Source organism: Methylocystis sp. NC52PC (genome assembly GCF_055698645.1).
The window spans coordinates 3472176-3489088 of the sequence record NZ_CP170127.1; the positions used below are offsets into that span (position 1 = coordinate 3472176).

The 16913-nt window shown below is 54.6% G+C and carries 13 protein-coding genes and 1 pseudogene; 6 read left to right on the plus strand and 8 right to left on the minus strand.

Annotated features, from left to right (window positions below; genetic code table 11):
- Nucleotides 1-48: 48 nt before the first annotated feature.
- Nucleotides 49-552, plus strand: coding sequence for a hypothetical protein (locus ACETII_RS19080; protein ID WP_472786586.1), 504 nt, complete (start codon nucleotides 49-51; stop codon nucleotides 550-552).
- Nucleotides 553-654: 102 nt separating this feature from the next.
- On the plus strand, nucleotides 655-2388 hold the full coding sequence (locus ACETII_RS19085; protein ID WP_472786587.1) for a hypothetical protein: 1734 nt from the start codon (nucleotides 655-657) through the stop codon (nucleotides 2386-2388).
- Nucleotides 2389-2853: 465 nt separating this feature from the next.
- Here ACETII_RS19085 and ACETII_RS19090 read toward each other — a convergent pair whose 3' ends face one another.
- The 5 genes and pseudogenes from ACETII_RS19090 to ACETII_RS19110 all read right to left on the minus strand — a co-directional run bounded on the left by ACETII_RS19090 (nucleotide 2854) and on the right by ACETII_RS19110 (nucleotide 8428).
- The gene (locus tag ACETII_RS19090) at nucleotides 2854-4236 is read right to left on the minus strand and encodes a UvrD-helicase domain-containing protein (RefSeq protein ID WP_472786588.1); all 1383 of its coding nucleotides are present in this window, start codon (nucleotides 4234-4236) and stop codon (nucleotides 2854-2856) included.
- 137 nt (nucleotides 4237-4373) lie between these two features.
- The gene (locus tag ACETII_RS19095) at nucleotides 4374-5654 is read right to left on the minus strand and encodes an IS256 family transposase (RefSeq protein WP_472785725.1); all 1281 of its coding nucleotides are present in this window, start codon (nucleotides 5652-5654) and stop codon (nucleotides 4374-4376) included.
- Nucleotides 5655-5728: 74 nt separating this feature from the next.
- Complete coding sequence (locus tag ACETII_RS19100) at nucleotides 5729-6130, minus strand: PDDEXK family nuclease (protein WP_472786589.1); 402 nt, start codon at nucleotides 6128-6130, stop codon at nucleotides 5729-5731.
- An 82-nt stretch (nucleotides 6131-6212) separates the two neighbouring features.
- Nucleotides 6213-7462: pseudogene (locus ACETII_RS19105) on the minus strand (IS3 family transposase).
- Nucleotides 7463-7504: 42 nt separating this feature from the next.
- Nucleotides 7505-8428 carry a UvrD-helicase domain-containing protein gene (locus tag ACETII_RS19110; RefSeq protein WP_472786590.1) on the minus strand — a complete coding sequence of 308 codons (924 nt, stop codon included), beginning with the start codon at nucleotides 8426-8428 and terminating at the stop codon, nucleotides 7505-7507.
- Between the two features lie 634 nt (nucleotides 8429-9062).
- Here ACETII_RS19110 and ACETII_RS19115 point away from each other — a divergent pair.
- A complete protein-coding gene (locus ACETII_RS19115) occupies nucleotides 9063-10079 on the plus strand; it encodes a site-specific integrase (protein WP_472786591.1) in 1017 nt (338 codons plus the stop codon).
- A 206-nt stretch (nucleotides 10080-10285) separates the two neighbouring features.
- Complete coding sequence (locus ACETII_RS19120) at nucleotides 10286-11113, plus strand: hypothetical protein (RefSeq protein WP_472786592.1); 828 nt, start codon at nucleotides 10286-10288, stop codon at nucleotides 11111-11113.
- 13 nt (nucleotides 11114-11126) lie between these two features.
- Here ACETII_RS19120 and ACETII_RS19125 read toward each other — a convergent pair whose 3' ends face one another.
- The 3 genes from ACETII_RS19125 to ACETII_RS19135 all read right to left on the minus strand — a co-directional run bounded on the left by ACETII_RS19125 (nucleotide 11127) and on the right by ACETII_RS19135 (nucleotide 14480).
- Complete coding sequence (locus ACETII_RS19125; protein WP_472786593.1) at nucleotides 11127-11534, minus strand: J domain-containing protein; 408 nt, start codon at nucleotides 11532-11534, stop codon at nucleotides 11127-11129.
- Nucleotides 11535-12233: 699 nt separating this feature from the next.
- Nucleotides 12234-13301 carry a DUF2167 domain-containing protein gene (locus ACETII_RS19130; RefSeq protein WP_472786594.1) on the minus strand — a complete coding sequence of 356 codons (1068 nt, stop codon included), beginning with the start codon at nucleotides 13299-13301 and terminating at the stop codon, nucleotides 12234-12236.
- Between the two features lie 216 nt (nucleotides 13302-13517).
- Nucleotides 13518-14480, minus strand: a complete 963-nt coding sequence (locus tag ACETII_RS19135; protein WP_472788191.1) for a sensor histidine kinase — start codon at nucleotides 14478-14480, stop codon at nucleotides 13518-13520.
- Between the two features lie 277 nt (nucleotides 14481-14757).
- On the opposite strand from ACETII_RS19135, the gene ACETII_RS19140 reads away from it, so the two are divergent.
- Nucleotides 14758-15321, plus strand: coding sequence for a recombinase family protein (locus tag ACETII_RS19140; RefSeq protein WP_472786595.1), 564 nt, complete (start codon nucleotides 14758-14760; stop codon nucleotides 15319-15321).
- Nucleotides 15322-15540: 219 nt separating this feature from the next.
- Complete coding sequence (locus ACETII_RS19145; protein WP_472785725.1) at nucleotides 15541-16821, plus strand: IS256 family transposase; 1281 nt, start codon at nucleotides 15541-15543, stop codon at nucleotides 16819-16821.
- Nucleotides 16822-16913: the final 92 nt, after the last annotated feature.

Here is a 16913-nt window from a genome sequence, read left to right on the forward strand (position 1 = left end):
CATTTCATTTCTTCTTCTCATTACCCAGTTAAAGGAGCTGCTATTTCGTTGTCTAGTTTGTTTCGAGAAGAAGCGTTAGTCCGCCCCCAGCGAAGCCTCTACCAAGCTCAATCCTTCTTGAATGCCATTGAGCCAGGTAAGAAGGACTGGCAATTCGTAGCCATCCGAGAGAACAGGGACGCTCCCAAGACCTGGCCTGCCTTTGATGAGTACAAGGGGCACCTCGACGAGATTGGTTATCAGCTTGAAAGGGACAACAGGCATTCAGGCATCTTCGTCAGATTGAATGACGAGGACCGAATACGCGTAGTCTGGAAGACAGAGAAGGACGGCGACCTTTCATGCTTCTCCAAGCGTCTTCCCCCTTCAGCTGTTGTGGCTACAGGAATCGGGGAATGGTTTGCCTATTGGGTTGTAGATGGCGACCTTAGTCGGGAGGACTTCTCCCAAATCATGGGGTCTGCAAGCCTAGACACCATCTTCCGGCTGCCTGGATTCTTCTCATTCACACCGAATGAGCGTTTCCTGGCAAAGACCATGTACCAACGTTAACGGCTAACGCAGTTTATATTAACAGCTAAAAGAGGGGAAGCGATCAGTCCCCTCTTTTTTAACAGGGTTTTTCTTTCATTGATGAATAACAAGTCAATACCAGTGACCAGAGTTGATATCCCGAGGAAGCCAGATGACCTCACAGAGCGGACCCGAGCAAACCTAGAGAGCAAGTTCAAAGAGTACGGCCACGACCCCTCCGTTGACCAAATGGACGGGCTGGAGGAAGCGGCGAAAGTCATCCAAGGCATGGCCGACGGGAGCCTGAAAGACAGTAGCTTCTACGTCAGCTGTCTTGCTCCAGGCATCGGTAAAACCTCCACGATCATCCAAGCAATCCGAAACTTAAGCAAGATGACGGACTACACCGATACAGGAGTGATTATCTTTCTTTCAAGGGTGGGGGAAATAGCGAAGCTGGCTAAGGACATGGGCCTGCCAACCAATGACTTTTCAACCATCGTTAGCCGACACTATCCCGAGATTTTGGCCCTTGGAAATACGGACAAGCAGCAAGCCCGAGTCCTGTTTACAACCCAGCAGATGCTCGAAGCTTGCTGTCGAAGTACAGACAGCTTCGAGTCTATCCGACAGTTCCTTTGGAATGGCAAGCCGAGGCAAGTCAAGATTTGGGACGAGGCAATCCTACCGTCTAATCACTTCACTGTGGACGAATGGTCCATATCAGGGTTGCTGGACCCGCTTCGGTTTGCTGGAGAGATGGCGCTAGCAAAAGAGCTATCCGACTTCCGAAAGGAACTGGAGAACGCAAAGGACAAAGACGTTGTGATTGTTCCTGACATCCATCGCCATCGCCTTGCGTTGAACGAGATCGTCGGGCTAGTGGAGACGCCGAGACATAGAGCGGCAGCTGAATACCTTTGGAAGCTCAGTGACAAGCCTTGCCGAGTCAGGAAGGACCAGAACACCATTACGGCTTTGGACTACGAGGATTTCCTTCCGAAAGACCTCGGGCCAATGCTGATTATGGACGCCTCAGGATCGCAGAGAGAAACCTATCGGCTCTGGTATGAGCATCGCCACGGCATCAAGTTCCTGCACTCACCTCAAAAGACCTACGAAGGATTGACCGTCTTTCACTGGGACAGAGGCAGCGGTAGAGACGCCAAACAAAACCCCGCGAACGGAAAGAAGCTAGTCGACGGAGTTGTGAAAGCGATTACGTCAATCCCAGAAGACGAGCGAATCCTCGTCGTCCATAAGAAGCCGAGAGGCAAAAAAGACCTAGATTGGGAGAAGGAGATTCGGGAACGGATCAGGGATAGATCGAACGTCAGCTTCTGCACCTGGGGGCAGCACACAGCCACAAACGACTACGTGGACTGTGAACACGTCATCCTTGCCGATCTGCTCAACTACGCCACCAGCCAGTACGAAGCCATAGGCAGAGGAGCGAAAGGGGCCAAGGTGGAGGAGGATTTCTCAGACGAGGACTTTCAAGGAACCAGACTCGGAGAGTTTAAACACAATGTCTATCAGGCAGCCTGCAGAGGAGCAGTACGAAAGAGCATCGGAACCCAATGCCCCCAGGGCGTCACCCTCCACATGATCTTCAGCACCAATAGAGGAACAGGGTTTCCGAGAGCTATGCTTGAGAGGGTCTTTCCTGGTTGCACCGTAGTCGATTGGAACCCTATTCCAAAGAAACTCACCAAGAGACAGCAAGAGCTGAAGGAGCGGTTCGAGGAGCTAAAGTCTAAACCCGAGTTCCCGAAAATGAACAAGACTCAAATAGGAAAAGCCCTCGGAATTGGAAAGAACAACATAAACCGTTTCTTCGATAGCTTAGATAAAAATGAGGCTTTGGCGCAGTAGAGGCTCTCGCCATAAGAAGTACTCAAAAAGCCAATAAGAGACCTCTATATGGATTTCTGAGTACTTTTAGCCCTTACTGGTCAGGGGCCTTTCGGCGACCTCAATCTCTTTTGGTTAAAGGAACCAAAAAAGGACCACCTACTTAAGGGGCCGACTCTAGGAGTTGGGCCCCTTTAGTTTATCTTTTGTTTGTTTTTTCTTTGCCGGCTCGATTAGCCGGCCCCTAAAGCAATACTCCAGACGCGGAAGCGTTCTCTAGTGCGCAAAAGAAAGTATCTGTTACAACCATAGGGAATGCTCTATACTCACAATACCTATATTTTACAAGCATTTATGAGAATATACGCTCATTACTGAACAATAAATAGTATACCCATAAGCACCCCAAGAGCGTTGCTCAACGCGATTAGCATCGCTAAGGGGCTTTTCAGAATTTCCATGTCAAAATATTTAGGTGTAATTCACCTATACTTGGCACCCCCCGTCCCCCCTGCTACCCCCTCCCACGTCGTTCAACGGTGCCTTAATCGCAGTTCGTGCAATCCTGCCCTTGTGTTTGCAGAGTGGAAAGAAACTGCATCCGAGGAAATCACCGTATTTGCCGTGCCGGACTGTTAGCCTGCCTTCCTTGCACACTGGACAAGCCTGTTGCTCTACCGGCGCGCCGTTCAAGATACGTATGTCATAGTCGCCACGCTCCAACTCTACAACGAAAGACGAAGGCGAATTTCGATCGGCTAAGAGAAACACCGCCTCCTTAGCTCGGGTGAGTGCAACGTAAAATAGACGCCTCTCCTCCGAGTGAGGGTATGTCTCGGAAGTTGACAGAACAAGATTGAGAATGGGATCGTCAACCATTCCCGTAGGAAAGCCCAGCCGACCTGAGGCCAAGTCAAGCACAACGACAAATCGAGCCTCATCTCCTTTCGCTTTATGGACAGTTTTGAATTCCAACTTTAACGATGGGAATTCACGTGTGAAATTAGAGATCGCAGTTGCATCAATCGATTTCCTATAGCGACCGAGCAGCAGCACCTTCGAGTTCTCGCCATCGGCAAGATCGCTGATCTTATGGAGTATCTCTTTTAAAGCTGTCTGCATTGCCTCAGCTCGCGCATATCTCACGTAAATTGCAGGCCCATCTACTTTCTTTACTGCGTTTATGTTTTTAGTCATTTGAGATTCATTCCGAAGCACGAACTTCGACGCGACATCCGCAATGCTGTCGACACACCGGAAATTTTCTTCCAGATCGACACGGACAGTACAGCCAAACAAATCAGCAAAGTCTCGGATTACCGAGATTTCGCTTCCGGCAAACCTGTAAATTGATTGCCAATCATCCCCCACGCAAAAAAGCTGATTGGCGGGCCGCTGGCCAAGCAAAGCCTTGAGCAACTTTGAGCGTCCAACGCTTATGTCCTGAAACTCGTCTACTAGAATGTAGCCGTATGGAGAAACGTAGTCCCCGCTAAGCACATATTCAGTGGCGAGAATTATCATGTCCTCGAAATCGATAGAATGATGATCCCGCAACCAGTTTTGGTAAGCAGCGAAAATCGAGCAAAACACTTCTACAAAAGCTAAAGCCCGCAACGAACTTGCATCAATTGATGCTCGGTAACGCAGCTCCTTAACTCCGATACCGCTGTCCTTGTAATGCCTAAGGAATGTACTTACCAAAGTGGAAAAGTCATCAAATCGGCCCCTTCGCCTTAGAGCGAGCAGCGCATCAGCTACCGAGATCGGCTTGGGCTGAAATTTGTCGCCTAGCCGCGCCACCAACTTTTCTCTTAGGTTACTGAGCAAGATTCCTTCGCGCTTTTCATAACTATAAGTCTCAATCAAGACTGTTCCGAACTGCTCGTGTGTTGCACGCTTCCATGCGATTCCCTCCAGGTAATCTCTTTCCGAAATGAACGGCGGCGTCGGGGATGTCCCGCTTGCTGTTGAAAAGCGAGCAGCGGGCGTCGCTGGTTGAAAGACTATGCTGCCCTCGCGGCATCAGCAAGAGTTGAGCTGGCTGAAGTGACGTTCAGCTTTCGGGCGGAGAGCGCCGCCCTCAGGATCGGGAGCTGCTTGTGAGCCTTGAGCCGCCGAAAGCCCTTGGCGGCTTCTTGCATGGCTGCGCCCGCCCAACGGAGAGCCATCGACGGGGATCGCCAGTATTTCACGTTCCGGCAGACGCGCCGCAACGTCCCCATCACGTTTTCGATCATGTTCGTGCACGCGAGCGATCGCCGCAGCTCAGGCGGCAGACCCAGCCTCGTGACGGTCAGCATCTCGTCGAGCCCCTCGAGGATCGAGGCGGAAACGCCTTGCCAGTCCTTTTCAAGGCGCCGGGCGAGGTTGCGCAATAGCTTCTCGGCCTTCGAGGCGTCATTCATCTCCCATGCCTGACGCAGCACCCGGCGAACGGACGCATGCATGGATTTCGGCAGCCGGTCCAGGATGTTGCGCGCCTTGTGGATCTGGCAGCGCTGAATGGCCGCCTCGCGCCCGAAGGTCGCCCGGATCGCCTTGGCGAGCGCTTTGGAGCCGTCGATGATGAACAGGCGAGGAACAGCGGGATCGAGCCCGCGCTCGACGAGATTGTCGATCAAGGCCTGCACGGTCGCTGCGTTTTCCGTCGCGCCCTCCACCAGCCCGAGCGGATGTTTGTCGCCGCTTGCGTCAACGCCGAGCGCCGCCACGAGGGTCATGTCCTCGACCATGCGCACGCCGTCGATCTGGATCACCAACAAATCCAGGGCGGAGAGGTCCCGCGCCATCCATTCCCGCAGCCGCGCCGCCGACAGCGCCACGAACCGCCGCGACGCCGCCGATTTCGACAGGCCGGACCCGTTACGCGCCGGAACGTCGCCCTCGGGCAGCCGGACCGAACGCTTGAACCTGCGCGTCGAGACATTGATCAGCATCTGGTTCATCGCCCATTTGCCAAGCCAATCCTCGGCTTGCGCCGCCTCCCAACTGGGTAGCGCCAACTCCTTGCCGTCAAATCCGCGCAGACGCGGACGGTCGATCTCCACCTTGCCGCCATGGAAACCGATCTGGCCCCTCGTCTTACCCCAGCGATGCGCCCGTCGCCCTTTGCCGCGCCCATGCCGAGGGCCGCAGGCCGCCGTCGCGTCGCTCTCCATCATCTCGGCCAGCGCCTCCATGCCCGAGACAAGGCAGAAGCTCTCGAAACTCGCCGTCATGTTGGCCAGCGCCTGCGCCTTCCAGGCGCTCGCGGGAATCGCCGTCGATGTGATAGCTTGGTTCATGGCGTTGCTTTCCTTCTGTGGAATCAGCACCCCGAGCCTACAAGCTCAAGGTCAGCAACGCCGCTCCTCCTATTTCAACATCGTTCGGGACATCGCCGCGGCGTCTTCCAATCTCGGCTAACCGCGAAATGCTCAAGGTACACGTCGTAATCCGGCAGAAAAAAATCAGGTTTGTAATTGGGTTTGTAAACAGTCTCAGCCGGGTATGCATAAGCGGTTTCGTACTCGTATTTTACGCCGTTCAGATAAAGCCAGTTGGCAATCTCGCATTCCTCAAAACTTCTAACTTGTTCACCCCGTAAGGTGCGAATGTCGTTTGCCCGAATATAAAGCCAGTAGTCGCCCCAAGAACTGAACTCCCAAAGGCTGCGATATGGCGCAAATTCGCTTTGGAACCATCTGAGAAAAATAGCTGAGAAATCTTCGTCCTCGACCAACAACTTTTCAATAATCTCCCGAATAACCTGGAGACGCACCGCAGGGTCCGTTGCAGCTACCGATACGCGCGACTGTCGACCTGTACTGCGGCCCGGTTTTGAGACAACCGACTGCGCTTATTCAGGCGGCCAAGGGTAGCTCTGCGATGTTTGCCTTGGCAACCGAAAGCTGTTCGGCTCTCACCTGATCGGGCGTTTTGTAGCCGTGCCTGGCGACGAGCCAAGTTTTGTTGTAACGCGCGGCGAATTCGATGAGCGCCACCCTGAGGTCCTCGATCGTGCGGAAGGCCCTGACCCACAACAGGTTCTCCTTCAGCGTCCGGATGAAGCGCTCGGCGACGCCATTGCCCTCGGGCTCTCGCACGAAAGAGGGCGAGGCTTCAATTCCCAGGCATTTGACCTCGGACTGAAAATCTTCCGACATGTAATTGGACCCGTGATCGTGACGCAGTCTCAATCCGCAGGCGATTTCTGGAGCGATCGCGCCGAAGCAGCGTTTCACGCCCTGTCGAACAGGCTCCAGCGCCTCGAACCGATTGGCTGATTTTGCGGCGTGAACGCCGACGACCTCCGAGTTGGCGTGTTCGACGGCGACGAACACATAAGCCTTGCCTTCATCGGTCGTAACCGTTTGTGTCATGTCGGTTCCCCACATTTCGTTGACACGATCGGTGACGATCGTGCCGTCATGCGTCTTGGCCGACGCCGACACCACTCGATGCGGCGCAAGCAATCCATGTTCGCGCATCACGCGCCGCACCCGTCGGGGACTGGCGCGCACGCTGGAGACTCGTAGCCGCGCCCATATCTTCCGGTAGCCTTCGCCATGGAATTCAGAGGCCTCGATTTCGCGACGGATGTGATCCGCCAGTTCGGCATCCGAACATGCCCCAATGGGGCCGGGTCGACGTCGGGGAGTGTCTTCAGGCGTCTCCACGCGAGATCGATACACGGTTGCCCGCGACAGGCCCCACACCCGCGTCACGCGCGACAATCCATAGATGCGACCGAAAGACAGAGAACGAGCCCGGCTCATTTCCTCGGCCTCCGGCGGGCCAAAGGGCGTTTGTTTTCCAGGACGTCAATCTTGGCGTAGAGAAGCTCGTTATCCATGGTGATCTCGCCCACCTTGGCCTTCAGCCGGGCGATCTCATCGTCGCGGTCATCCCGCTCGCGCTCTTTCAGAGCCGAGGCGGCCCCCGCCAGAGCCCGATCCCGCCATTCGGTCAGCTTCTGGATGGTGACATTGGTCTCGCGAGCCACCAGTTCCAACGGCTCTCCGCGTAGGAGGCGGGCCACGACCGCCATCTTGCGCTGAACGGAAAAACGCCGGCCCCTGGCGCTAACCTTCTCTTCCTTGGTCACTTTCAAATCTCCGGTTGCGGTTCAAATTACCGCAGCCGGCTGTCTCACCTAACCGTGCCGCACCCCACGCGACTGTCGACCCTCTACTTCCTTGATTATCAACATGCCGAGGGAATGAAACGTCTTTGCTGCTACCGATACATCGAAGCTATCCAGAAGACGTTTCGCCATGTCATTGGCCGCGTTCGTGTTAAATGCCAGCAACAGTATTTCCTCAGGCTGCCGAAGACCCTCACGAATGAGGTAACCCACCTTTCCAACAAGCACAGAAGTTTTTCCTGAACCGGCCCCTGCTATGATCAGATTTCTATTTTCGTTTACGACAACGGCCCGTCTTTGAGATGGCGTAAGCGGATGGCCCTCTATGGCGTCGAAGAATTCCCGTAATCTATTAAGTTCTCTTTCTACGAATCTCGAGTTGAGAATATCCCGGTAGGTTTCGTGATCCGCAAGAAAACCGGCCACCCGCCCAGCTTTTGACTCCAGGTCTGGCGAGAGCATCCCATGCCAAATATGCAGCCGGAAAAGCGGAGAAAGGGTATCGAGCAAAGATTGAAGCTCATCAACCCAAAACGCAGCAACATACTGCCTGCCAGATAAGATCGAGGAAACGCTATCATTCGCCCTATTCAAAGGTCCGCTTAACGACGCGGCCATATTACGCACATGAACTATTTGATTACGCACAATCGCTCGATAGAGAGTGCGAGCATCCTTCCTGGATAAGCCAGAAACCTTTAGCGTCTCTCCGCCAACCAGCTCAATGATGATTGAACTCCAAACCCGCCCGGGCAGGTACAAAGCCCGCGACAATTCACGATATTCAATTGACCGATTCGCAGACGCTGTCGCAATGACTATTCCTTTAGCGGCACAGTTAAGCCTCGAACCGTTCCACCAGAAGAACAGCAGCTTAGCAAGACCGCCCCGACCAGCACTTGCCTCGACGTACGACAACAACTCTGCACACATCACGGCCGTCCAAATACACTCCAAAATCGAACCATCCTGGCGTGGACACCGGCGTTGCACAAGCTTTTGGACAGCAGACGCTGAAACGTAGCTTTAGGAGCTAACTCTCCTGCCTCCCCTCAGACCATTCTCACAGCCGACAGACTTAGCTCCCGTCGCTTCGCGACTCCTGGGGGCTACGCCCCCCGGCAACCAGCATTGTCACCCGTCCTGAGGCATCCAGGGACGCTTCGCGTCCATCGCCCTTCGGGCTCTAAAGGCTCTCCGGTGGAGAGCTGCAAGGCAAAAGCTCAATTAAACCAGTTTGTTAGGAGCTGAGAGAGTGGAGCAATTCTGGAGCAGTTGGAGCCTTTTTTGTTGTGTTTTGACCCACATTTGCTATCCTAAGACGTTGCATCTGAAGGAGATGCTAGACCAGCTAACCGTTTGATTTCTTGGCTGTAGCTCAGATGGTAGCAATCTTTGATTGCGTCGAATGAGCGAAGCGAATTCGGAGAGCGCTGCAATCGCACTGCAGAGGTCGGGGGTTCGAATCCCCCCAGCTCCACCAAGTAAATCAAAGGGTTAAACAACCCGCCTACCCCTGAAAAGCCAGTCTGTCACACCGCTTGTCACAGCAAGCGAGTGAAGCTCTATGGCTACGTTCAGGAAGCGTGGAAGTAAGTGGCAGGCTCAGGTCAGGCTCAAAGATCAGGCTCCTATCAGCCGATCATTTGACCGCAAGAGTGATGCTGAGGCGTGGGCTAAGCGAACAGAGGTCGCTCTACAGAGCCAGCCTAAGCGTGAGAGTAGCATAACGAAGCTCACTCTGTCTGACCTGTTAGACAGGTATGAGCGGGACGTAACGCCTACCAAGCGAGGCAAATCAGCCGAACGCTATAGGCTCAAGACGCTTAAGGCTCACAGGATAGCGTCGCAGGCTATCGACAAGCTGACCTCAGTTGAGGTTGCCGCCTACAGGGATGACAGGCTTGCGAAAGTAAAGGGTTCCTCGGTCAGGCGTGAGTTGGCAATCCTCCAACATTGCCTACAGATTGCAGCCTCCGAGTGGGGCGTTGCGTCCCTTCTGAACAAGAACCCAGTCGCAGGAATCGCCAAGCCCTCATCAGGTATAGCGAGAGACAGGCGTTTGACGGATGAGGACGCCTGCAAGATTGCCGAAGGTCTACAAGCAACTCGAAATCCTTACATCAAACACGCCATCACGTTCGCCATCGCTACAGGGATGCGCCGGGGTGAGATTCTGTCACTCACTTGGACCAATGTCGATTTAGCGAACCGAGTGGCCTTCCTGCCTTTGACCAAGAACGGTGAAGCTAGGGCGGTTCCTCTGTCTTCCCTCGCTATCAACATCCTTGCCGACCTACTCACAATCAAGGCCGAGCAAAATAACCTCGTCCTTGTCTTCCCACTGTCTGCCAACGCTCTCAGGCTTGCGTGGGAACGACTTAAGCGCAGAGCAGGGATACAAGACCTTCGCTTCCATGACCTGAGGCACGAAGCAATAAGTCGTTTTTTTGAGGTTGGCCTGTCAGTTCCAGAGGTAAAACTGATCAGCGGACACAAAGACGTAAGGATGTTATTCAGATACACTCACTTGAAAGCTGAGGATGTAGCTAAGAAGCTAAGCGGGATGATAAGTAATAGCTGAGTCATTGTCGCTAAAACAGTCCAGGGCAGAAGGTCTACCAAAAGGGCTTGGTGGCGTGGGCGCTCAGTAGGTAATCAAAGCCTGGCGGGGCGTGGGAAGAGCATAACTCTTGGGTTTCTTCCTGCGCCTTCCTTTCGCGCTTCGTTGATGATGAGGTTCAAGCTGGATTTTTCAGCTTTGACAGCAAGTTGAAATAGGAGGTTGGTTTGATACCAGAAGAAGTAAAAAATCATTTCTTCAAGGTAGTTGAGCATGAGATGGTGGACATGGATCGAGCCTTGGATGAAAAGATGACTGCCACGACTGGAAGAGCATCAATGGCAGGGATGCTCCATTCGGGTAACCTAATGGTGCAGTTGCGGGAGGATGCAAGAAACTCTTTGAAGTCAAGGGCGCATTATATATTTGGGCAGTTACTGCGATGCCTTGCCGCTCACAATGTCGCTCTGGACTCTAAGACAGTATCGGCGGCGTCCTCACTTCTAGAGGAGTCGATAAAGGCGCAATCAACTTCACTGGAACATACGCTATTATCAAAGCCAGGATATGCGTCCGGTGGGTTTAGTGGGGTGAGCGGTCAGTTGCTCGCGGATTTCAACGGGGAGGCTCCAAGATTGATTGACAAGTTAAGAACGGAACTTGAGCTCACAGCGGCGGCAAACCGCGCTACCTCAAAGACAGGACCGAACATCACGATTAATGGCCCTGTAGGACTTGTTCAGACCGGCGATGGAAACCAAGCTACCGTTCATCAGCACATTGACGCTGGTGTAAAGCAGCAGGTGGTCTCCGCACTCGACATGTGCCTACAGGAGTTGGAGAAGCCGGAAAACCGCTCCATAGGCAATCTGAATGACTTGAAGGAACTGGTGATAGACACGAAGAGTGAGGCAGAGAAGCCTCATAGCAACAACCTCAAGATCGCATCAGGTTTACGTTCTATCGCAGAAACTACGAAGTTTGTTGGATCCTTAGGGCCGGCTTACCAAGTGTTGAAGCCTTTGCTCAGTCATTTCGGGGTGCATCTGCCGTGATTGTGGTTGCCTCTTACGTCCTCAAGCGCAAGGCTGTTGCATATGCATCGTTGATTTCCTTAGATCGCTCTTCCGCTAGGATTTTCAGTTCGTCAGCCAGCGTTGCGACCTTATCAGGATGGTAGCCACTAATCTTGGCTCGGTAAGCCGACTTTATCTGATCGAGAGAAGCGGAAGGCGACACGCCCAGAACCTCAAACCATTGTTGCTTCTTCTGAGACCGAGTGTTGCTTCCCGGCTTTGGCCCACTTTCAGAACCAGATCGCTCTTTCGAGTTGGAAGACGACTCCGAACGAGAGTTAGCTTTTTTTGCCGACACTCGTTTGTTCCGAAACCCTATTATCCCAGAAACAACCGCATACCCCGCAACGGCACCGATAACCGCAACAATATGCTCTGGTCCTATGTCCATGTCAGTCATCACTTCCGAGGTATTTCGGAGACCCTTCATTTTGCATATCGTCGGATGTTTCGCCCGACTCCGATAACCGTGCATCTACCGCCCTGCGCAAATCAGGTAGAGACTCTATCGGACTGTAGCGGCTTGCGAAGTCAACCCCATTGGATGCAAGCTCTGTCTGCCAAGATAGTCGCCGCAAGAGAGTCGGGAGATACATAGGACAGACTACACATTCCAGTGCAAAGAGAAGCCAACGGCGCGTTGTCAGACCGAAAGGGTCGATTGAAATCAAGAACAGGAGAGACAAGAGTAGAGCAAAGTGAACAGGCGCAAGGATAAGTAACGCCGATGCCAATCCACCTCCCCACGTGAGGATAGGACCGGCGAGGAAAAGCGCAGCGAAGCTCAAGGATGCGAGTATACGCAGAGGCAGCACTCGCCTTTGCAGACCAAGGATGATGTGTCTGTCACGTCGAGCCTGTCGGGTCTCTCGACCGCCTTCCCTTGGCCATCTGATCTTGAAAGCAAGGAGGAACGGAAGGAGGGGATTGAGTAGGACCAAACACCGGCCCCTGAGTTCAACAGGAAACTGCATTAGCCTTGGCTCAATGCGTAGCGACAGGGTCTCGATTAGCACTAGCTCCTCTCTCTCGATCAACTTCACGTTGTCGATGAAATACAGGGCGAACGCCAACAACCAGAACGCACCATCCGAAATGATCATGCTTGCTTGTTCTTAGTGAAGAGATTTTTGACGTAGCTGAACGCTCCTATGATCAAAGCAAGCGCGCCCAGTGCCAGCCCCTTTACTAGCCCTGCGCCCAAAGCCATCGCACCTTTACCAATGCCGGATTTAGCTGCAGCGGCAGCGGCTCCACCCACGATTAGTGCGGTGAGTCCATATTCTGCGACCTTATCTCCTTGTCGATACTCCGCATAAGTCTTGCCGGGTTTGAACTTGAAGTATTTGAGGGCGGCTTTGAAAGCTTTCAAATCTTCATCAAGCGTCTGTGGGCTGGACACAAGAACCGCGCTCATAACGCCGTCCCGGCCCAATAACCTGATCGAATAGTTTACAGTTATGCCTCCGTCTTCGCCTCTTGCCTTCGTAGCCCACTCCAAACGTTTGGTGACCACATCGTAATGAGGAGGCGTATACCAACCTTCAAGATAAAGAGGACGCAAACCACGCCGTTTTCTTTCTTCTATCGCTTCGAGGTTGTTTGCTTTAAGGACTTTAAGAAGAGCGTCAGGGTCGATTTGCTCGTCATCGCGCACATATCCTGCTTGATCAAAACTGAATATGGCAAACCATTGGAGGCTGGTTGTCGCCAGCGTGTAGCAGCTTTTGTCGATGCAAGGCAGATTTTCATTCAACTGTAGGAAACGATTGGTATCTGAGGCTCCCAAGAAAGTCAGGCCAGGCGATAAGCCGATTGAAGCTTCATTCCCAAGGTCGCCAATCTGTGGAGATACCCTCCAATCAAGCGACCGGAGAGCGGAAAGTGTAGGGTTGGTCTCGTCGGAGGCAGACAGCCCGCTAGGCTGTTCGGATTGAGGTTGAGCGGCCGGATGCTCCTCGCTCATTGAGCGCCCAGCTTTCGTCTGCGTATTCTGCTGGTTCGGGGATGTATTCTTGGCTTCTGCGCCGCTGGTCAACAACACCACAGCCAAGATCGAGGATAGCGTTGTTGAGAGAACCCTCGAGAAAAAACGCGGATTTCGCATCAATATGCCCCCTTTATTCCTGCTTTCGCAAAGTGCAGCACGCTGCAATACGAATGTCACTCCGTCAAGGACGCTTGAGACAAGCTCTATCTGAACATTTTTACTGTTCCGCTCGCGGGCGTATAAAAAGTAGAAAAAAATGTCTTAGCCTATACGCTATTGCCTACGGCAAACTTTTCCCCCGTCTGGGTGGCCCGGTCTATTCAGTGCGGACGGGGATAGCTCTTGCAAGCTTGTTAAGACGGCAAGCCCGCTCGTAGCAGCCGAAGGCGCTGCTCAGGGACAGGTGAACTCAACGCTCAACGATGTGCCAGCGTCCTGTCCTACCTCTAATGGCCCGCCTAGCTGCTTTGCAAACGACTCCATAATGCCCATCCCCAACGAGCGGGCTTGCGCATCGATGACCTCGGCGGACATACCTGGCCCATCGTCTTTGATCGTTAGATGGAGACGGCCGCTTTCGTCCTTAGACAAGGTGACATTGAAGCTCTTGCCGAGACCCTTGGAGAACACATGCTTGGCAGCGTTGAGGGCCGCTTCGTTCACCAAGAGGGCTACCGCCGTCATCTGATCTATCGAGAGGTCCGGCAGATCCTCGCTTACGTCAACTTGGAAGGTAACCGGTAAGTCACGGAAAGCGTTTGAGAGCATTTCTCGTAGCAGCGTGTTCAGGCCGTACGTGAACGCAGTCCCGTCGTTCAGGCGACGATGTAACTGCGACATGGCCAAGATGCGCTCCTCAGCGTCAGTCAGCGTTTCCGCCGCCAACACAGGATTGCGCAGGTTACGCTGAGCGTTGCGGAGCAGCGAGACGACCAGTTGCAGATTATTGGCGACACGGTGTTGCAACTCGCCAAATAATGTTTCTTGCGCCGCCCTCGCTATCTCAAGACGCCTGATTGCCTCGCGCAGGGCAGCAACCAGAAGAACGTCGAAGCCCCCTACGAAAAGGAAGACAGCAACTGCTCCGATGCTCTGCGGACCCTTGGCGGCTAAGGTAGGGTCCAAGAACAAATACCAACCTGTGAAGGCCGACAGGAGGAGGACGAAGGTTCCCTGTTGCCAGCCGCATAATAGCGTTGCAGCAATGATGGCAGGGTAGAAGGTGATGAACGCCATCCCTTCGACAAAAGGCGAGAGCGGGTAGCGTATTGCTACACTTGCGGTGAACATGGCTAGGGCAACGGTCCAAGGCAGGAGTCCCTGCCGTTTGATAGACGCTCGACTTAGCTGACGCACCCACGGCATGTTCGTCTCAATGTAGGGCAAGGTCTTCCCACTCTTCCAAGCTTATCAACTATGAGGCGTAAAAGACTGTTCCCAAAAGAGGGCTTCGTCTGGCCGTCATTGAGGCGAGGTGCTGACCGAATGACTGTTGTCCCGCTGTCTACTTTGGTTCTTGACTGTGGGAGTCGTAGCGTCTACTAATCTACCATGAACCCAAGGTAGACGCTTTTCGGACTCTTGGTAGACACATACCGAGGGTGAACCCAGAGTAGACACAGGAGGCTCAACAATGACCGTAATCGGCTATGCGAGAGTCAGCACCACAGACCAGAAGACGGACACTCAGGTCGAGCGATTGAAGGCGGCAGGGTGCGAGGTCATTCGGCAAGAGAAAGTCTCAGGGCGATCCAGAGAGGGACGCAGCGAGCTTGAGACCATAATGGACTTCGTTAGGCCGGGTGATCAGCTTGTAGTGGTCAAGCTCGACAGGTTGGGCAGATCGACGCGAGACGTTCTCAATCTGGTCCATGAGCTAGAACAGAAAAGAGCGAGCCTCAGGGTGCTTGAGCCTGAGGTAAACACTGCTGGCCCGATGGGGCGCATGGTCCTCACGGTGCTTGGCATGGTCGCGGAAATGGAACTCGGATTTATCAAAGAACGCCAGAGGGCCGGGATTGAGAAGGCCAAGGCCGAGGGGGTCTACAAGGGACGACCCGCAAAGCTTGATCACAACATGATCAGAGAACTCAGGGCGCAAGGGATGGGCGCTACCGACATTGCCGCCAAGGTCGGGTGCAAGCGGGCAATGGTCTACAAGGTGCTAAATGCTGAGCGCCAAGGGGCCGAGACTTAGCGAACTGAGTCCACTTGCTCACGGGGAGAGAAAGCCAGAAGGGAACGGACAGAACCGTTGGTTGCCGCTTCCGCTTCCGCAAACGGAGTTGCACACACCCCTAACGGCGAGGGACCGTATTCGGCGATGTCCCGAACGATGTTGAAATAGGAGGAGCGGCGTTGCTGACCTTGAGCTTGTAGGCTCGGGGTGCTGATTCCACAGAAGGAAAGCAACGCCATGAACCAAGCTATCACATCGACGGCGATTCCCGCGAGCGCCTGGAAGGCGCAGGCGCTGGCCAACATGACGGCGAGTTTCGAGAGCTTCTGCCTTGTCTCGGGCATGGAGGCGCTGGCCGAGATGATGGAGAGCGACGCGACGGCGGCCTGCGGCCCTCGGCATGGGCGCGGCAAAGGGCGACGGGCGCATCGCTGGGGTAAGACGAGGGGCCAGATCGGTTTCCATGGCGGCAAGGTGGAGATCGACCGTCCGCGTCTGCGCGGATTTGACGGCAAGGAGTTGGCGCTACCCAGTTGGGAGGCGGCGCAAGCCGAGGATTGGCTTGGCAAATGGGCGATGAACCAGATGCTGATCAATGTCTCGACGCGCAGGTTCAAGCGTTCGGTCCGGCTGCCCGAGGGCGACGTTCCGGCGCGTAACGGGTCCGGCCTGTCGAAATCGGCGGCGTCGCGGCGGTTCGTGGCGCTGTCGGCGGCGCGGCTGCGGGAATGGATGGCGCGGGACCTCTCCGCCCTGGATTTGTTGGTGATCCAGATCGACGGCGTGCGCATGGTCGAGGACATGACCCTCGTGGCGGCGCTCGGCGTTGACGCAAGCGGCGACAAACATCCGCTCGGGCTGGTGGAGGGCGCGACGGAAAACGCAGCGACCGTGCAGGCCTTGATCGACAATCTCGTCGAGCGCGGGCTCGATCCCGCTGTTCCTCGCCTGTTCATCATCGACGGCTCCAAAGCGCTCGCCAAGGCGATCCGGGCGACCTTCGGGCGCGAGGCGGCCATTCAGCGCTGCCAGATCCACAAGGCGCGCAACATCCTGGACCGGCTGCCGAAATCCATGCATGCGTCCGTTCGCCGGGTGCTGCGTCAGGCATGGGAGATGAATGACGCCTCGAAGGCCGAGAAGCTATTGCGCAACCTCGCCCGGCGCCTTGAAAAGGACTGGCAAGGCGTTTCCGCCTCGATCCTCGAGGGGCTCGACGAGATGCTGACCGTCACGAGGCTGGGTCTGCCGCCTGAGCTGCGGCGATCGCTCGCGTGCACGAACATGATCGAAAACGTGATGGGGACGTTGCGGCGCGTCTGCCGGAACGTGAAATACTGGCGATCCCCGTCGATGGCTCTCCGTTGGGCGGGCGCAGCCATGCAAGAAGCCGCCAAGGGCTTTCGGCGGCTCAAGGCTCACAAGCAGCTCCCGATCCTGAGGGCGGCGCTCTCCGCCCGAAAGCTGAACGTCACTTCAGCCAGCTCAACTCTTGCTGATGCCGCGAGGGCAGCATAGTCTTTCAACCAGCGACGCCCGCTGCTCGCTTTTCAACAGCAAGCGGGACATCCCCCCGTATTCGCTCAATCGCGATAGAGACCCATTCGCAT

Excerpts from the sequence above, each read along its gene's own strand:
- ACETII_RS19125 (WP_472786593.1), bottom strand. The coding sequence starts at position 11,534 with ATGACTGACATGGACATAGGACCAGAGCATATTGTTGCGGTTATCGGT.
- ACETII_RS19140 (WP_472786595.1), top strand. The coding sequence starts at position 14,758 with ATGACCGTAATCGGCTATGCGAGAGTCAGCACCACAGACCAGAAGACG.
- ACETII_RS19110 (WP_472786590.1), bottom strand. The coding sequence starts at position 8,428 with ATGTGTGCAGAGTTGTTGTCGTACGTCGAGGCAAGTGCTGGTCGGGGC.
- ACETII_RS19145 (WP_472785725.1), top strand. The coding sequence starts at position 15,541 with ATGAACCAAGCTATCACATCGACGGCGATTCCCGCGAGCGCCTGGAAG.
- ACETII_RS19115 (WP_472786591.1), top strand. The coding sequence starts at position 9,063 with ATGGCTACGTTCAGGAAGCGTGGAAGTAAGTGGCAGGCTCAGGTCAGG.
- ACETII_RS19095 (WP_472785725.1), bottom strand. The coding sequence starts at position 5,654 with ATGAACCAAGCTATCACATCGACGGCGATTCCCGCGAGCGCCTGGAAG.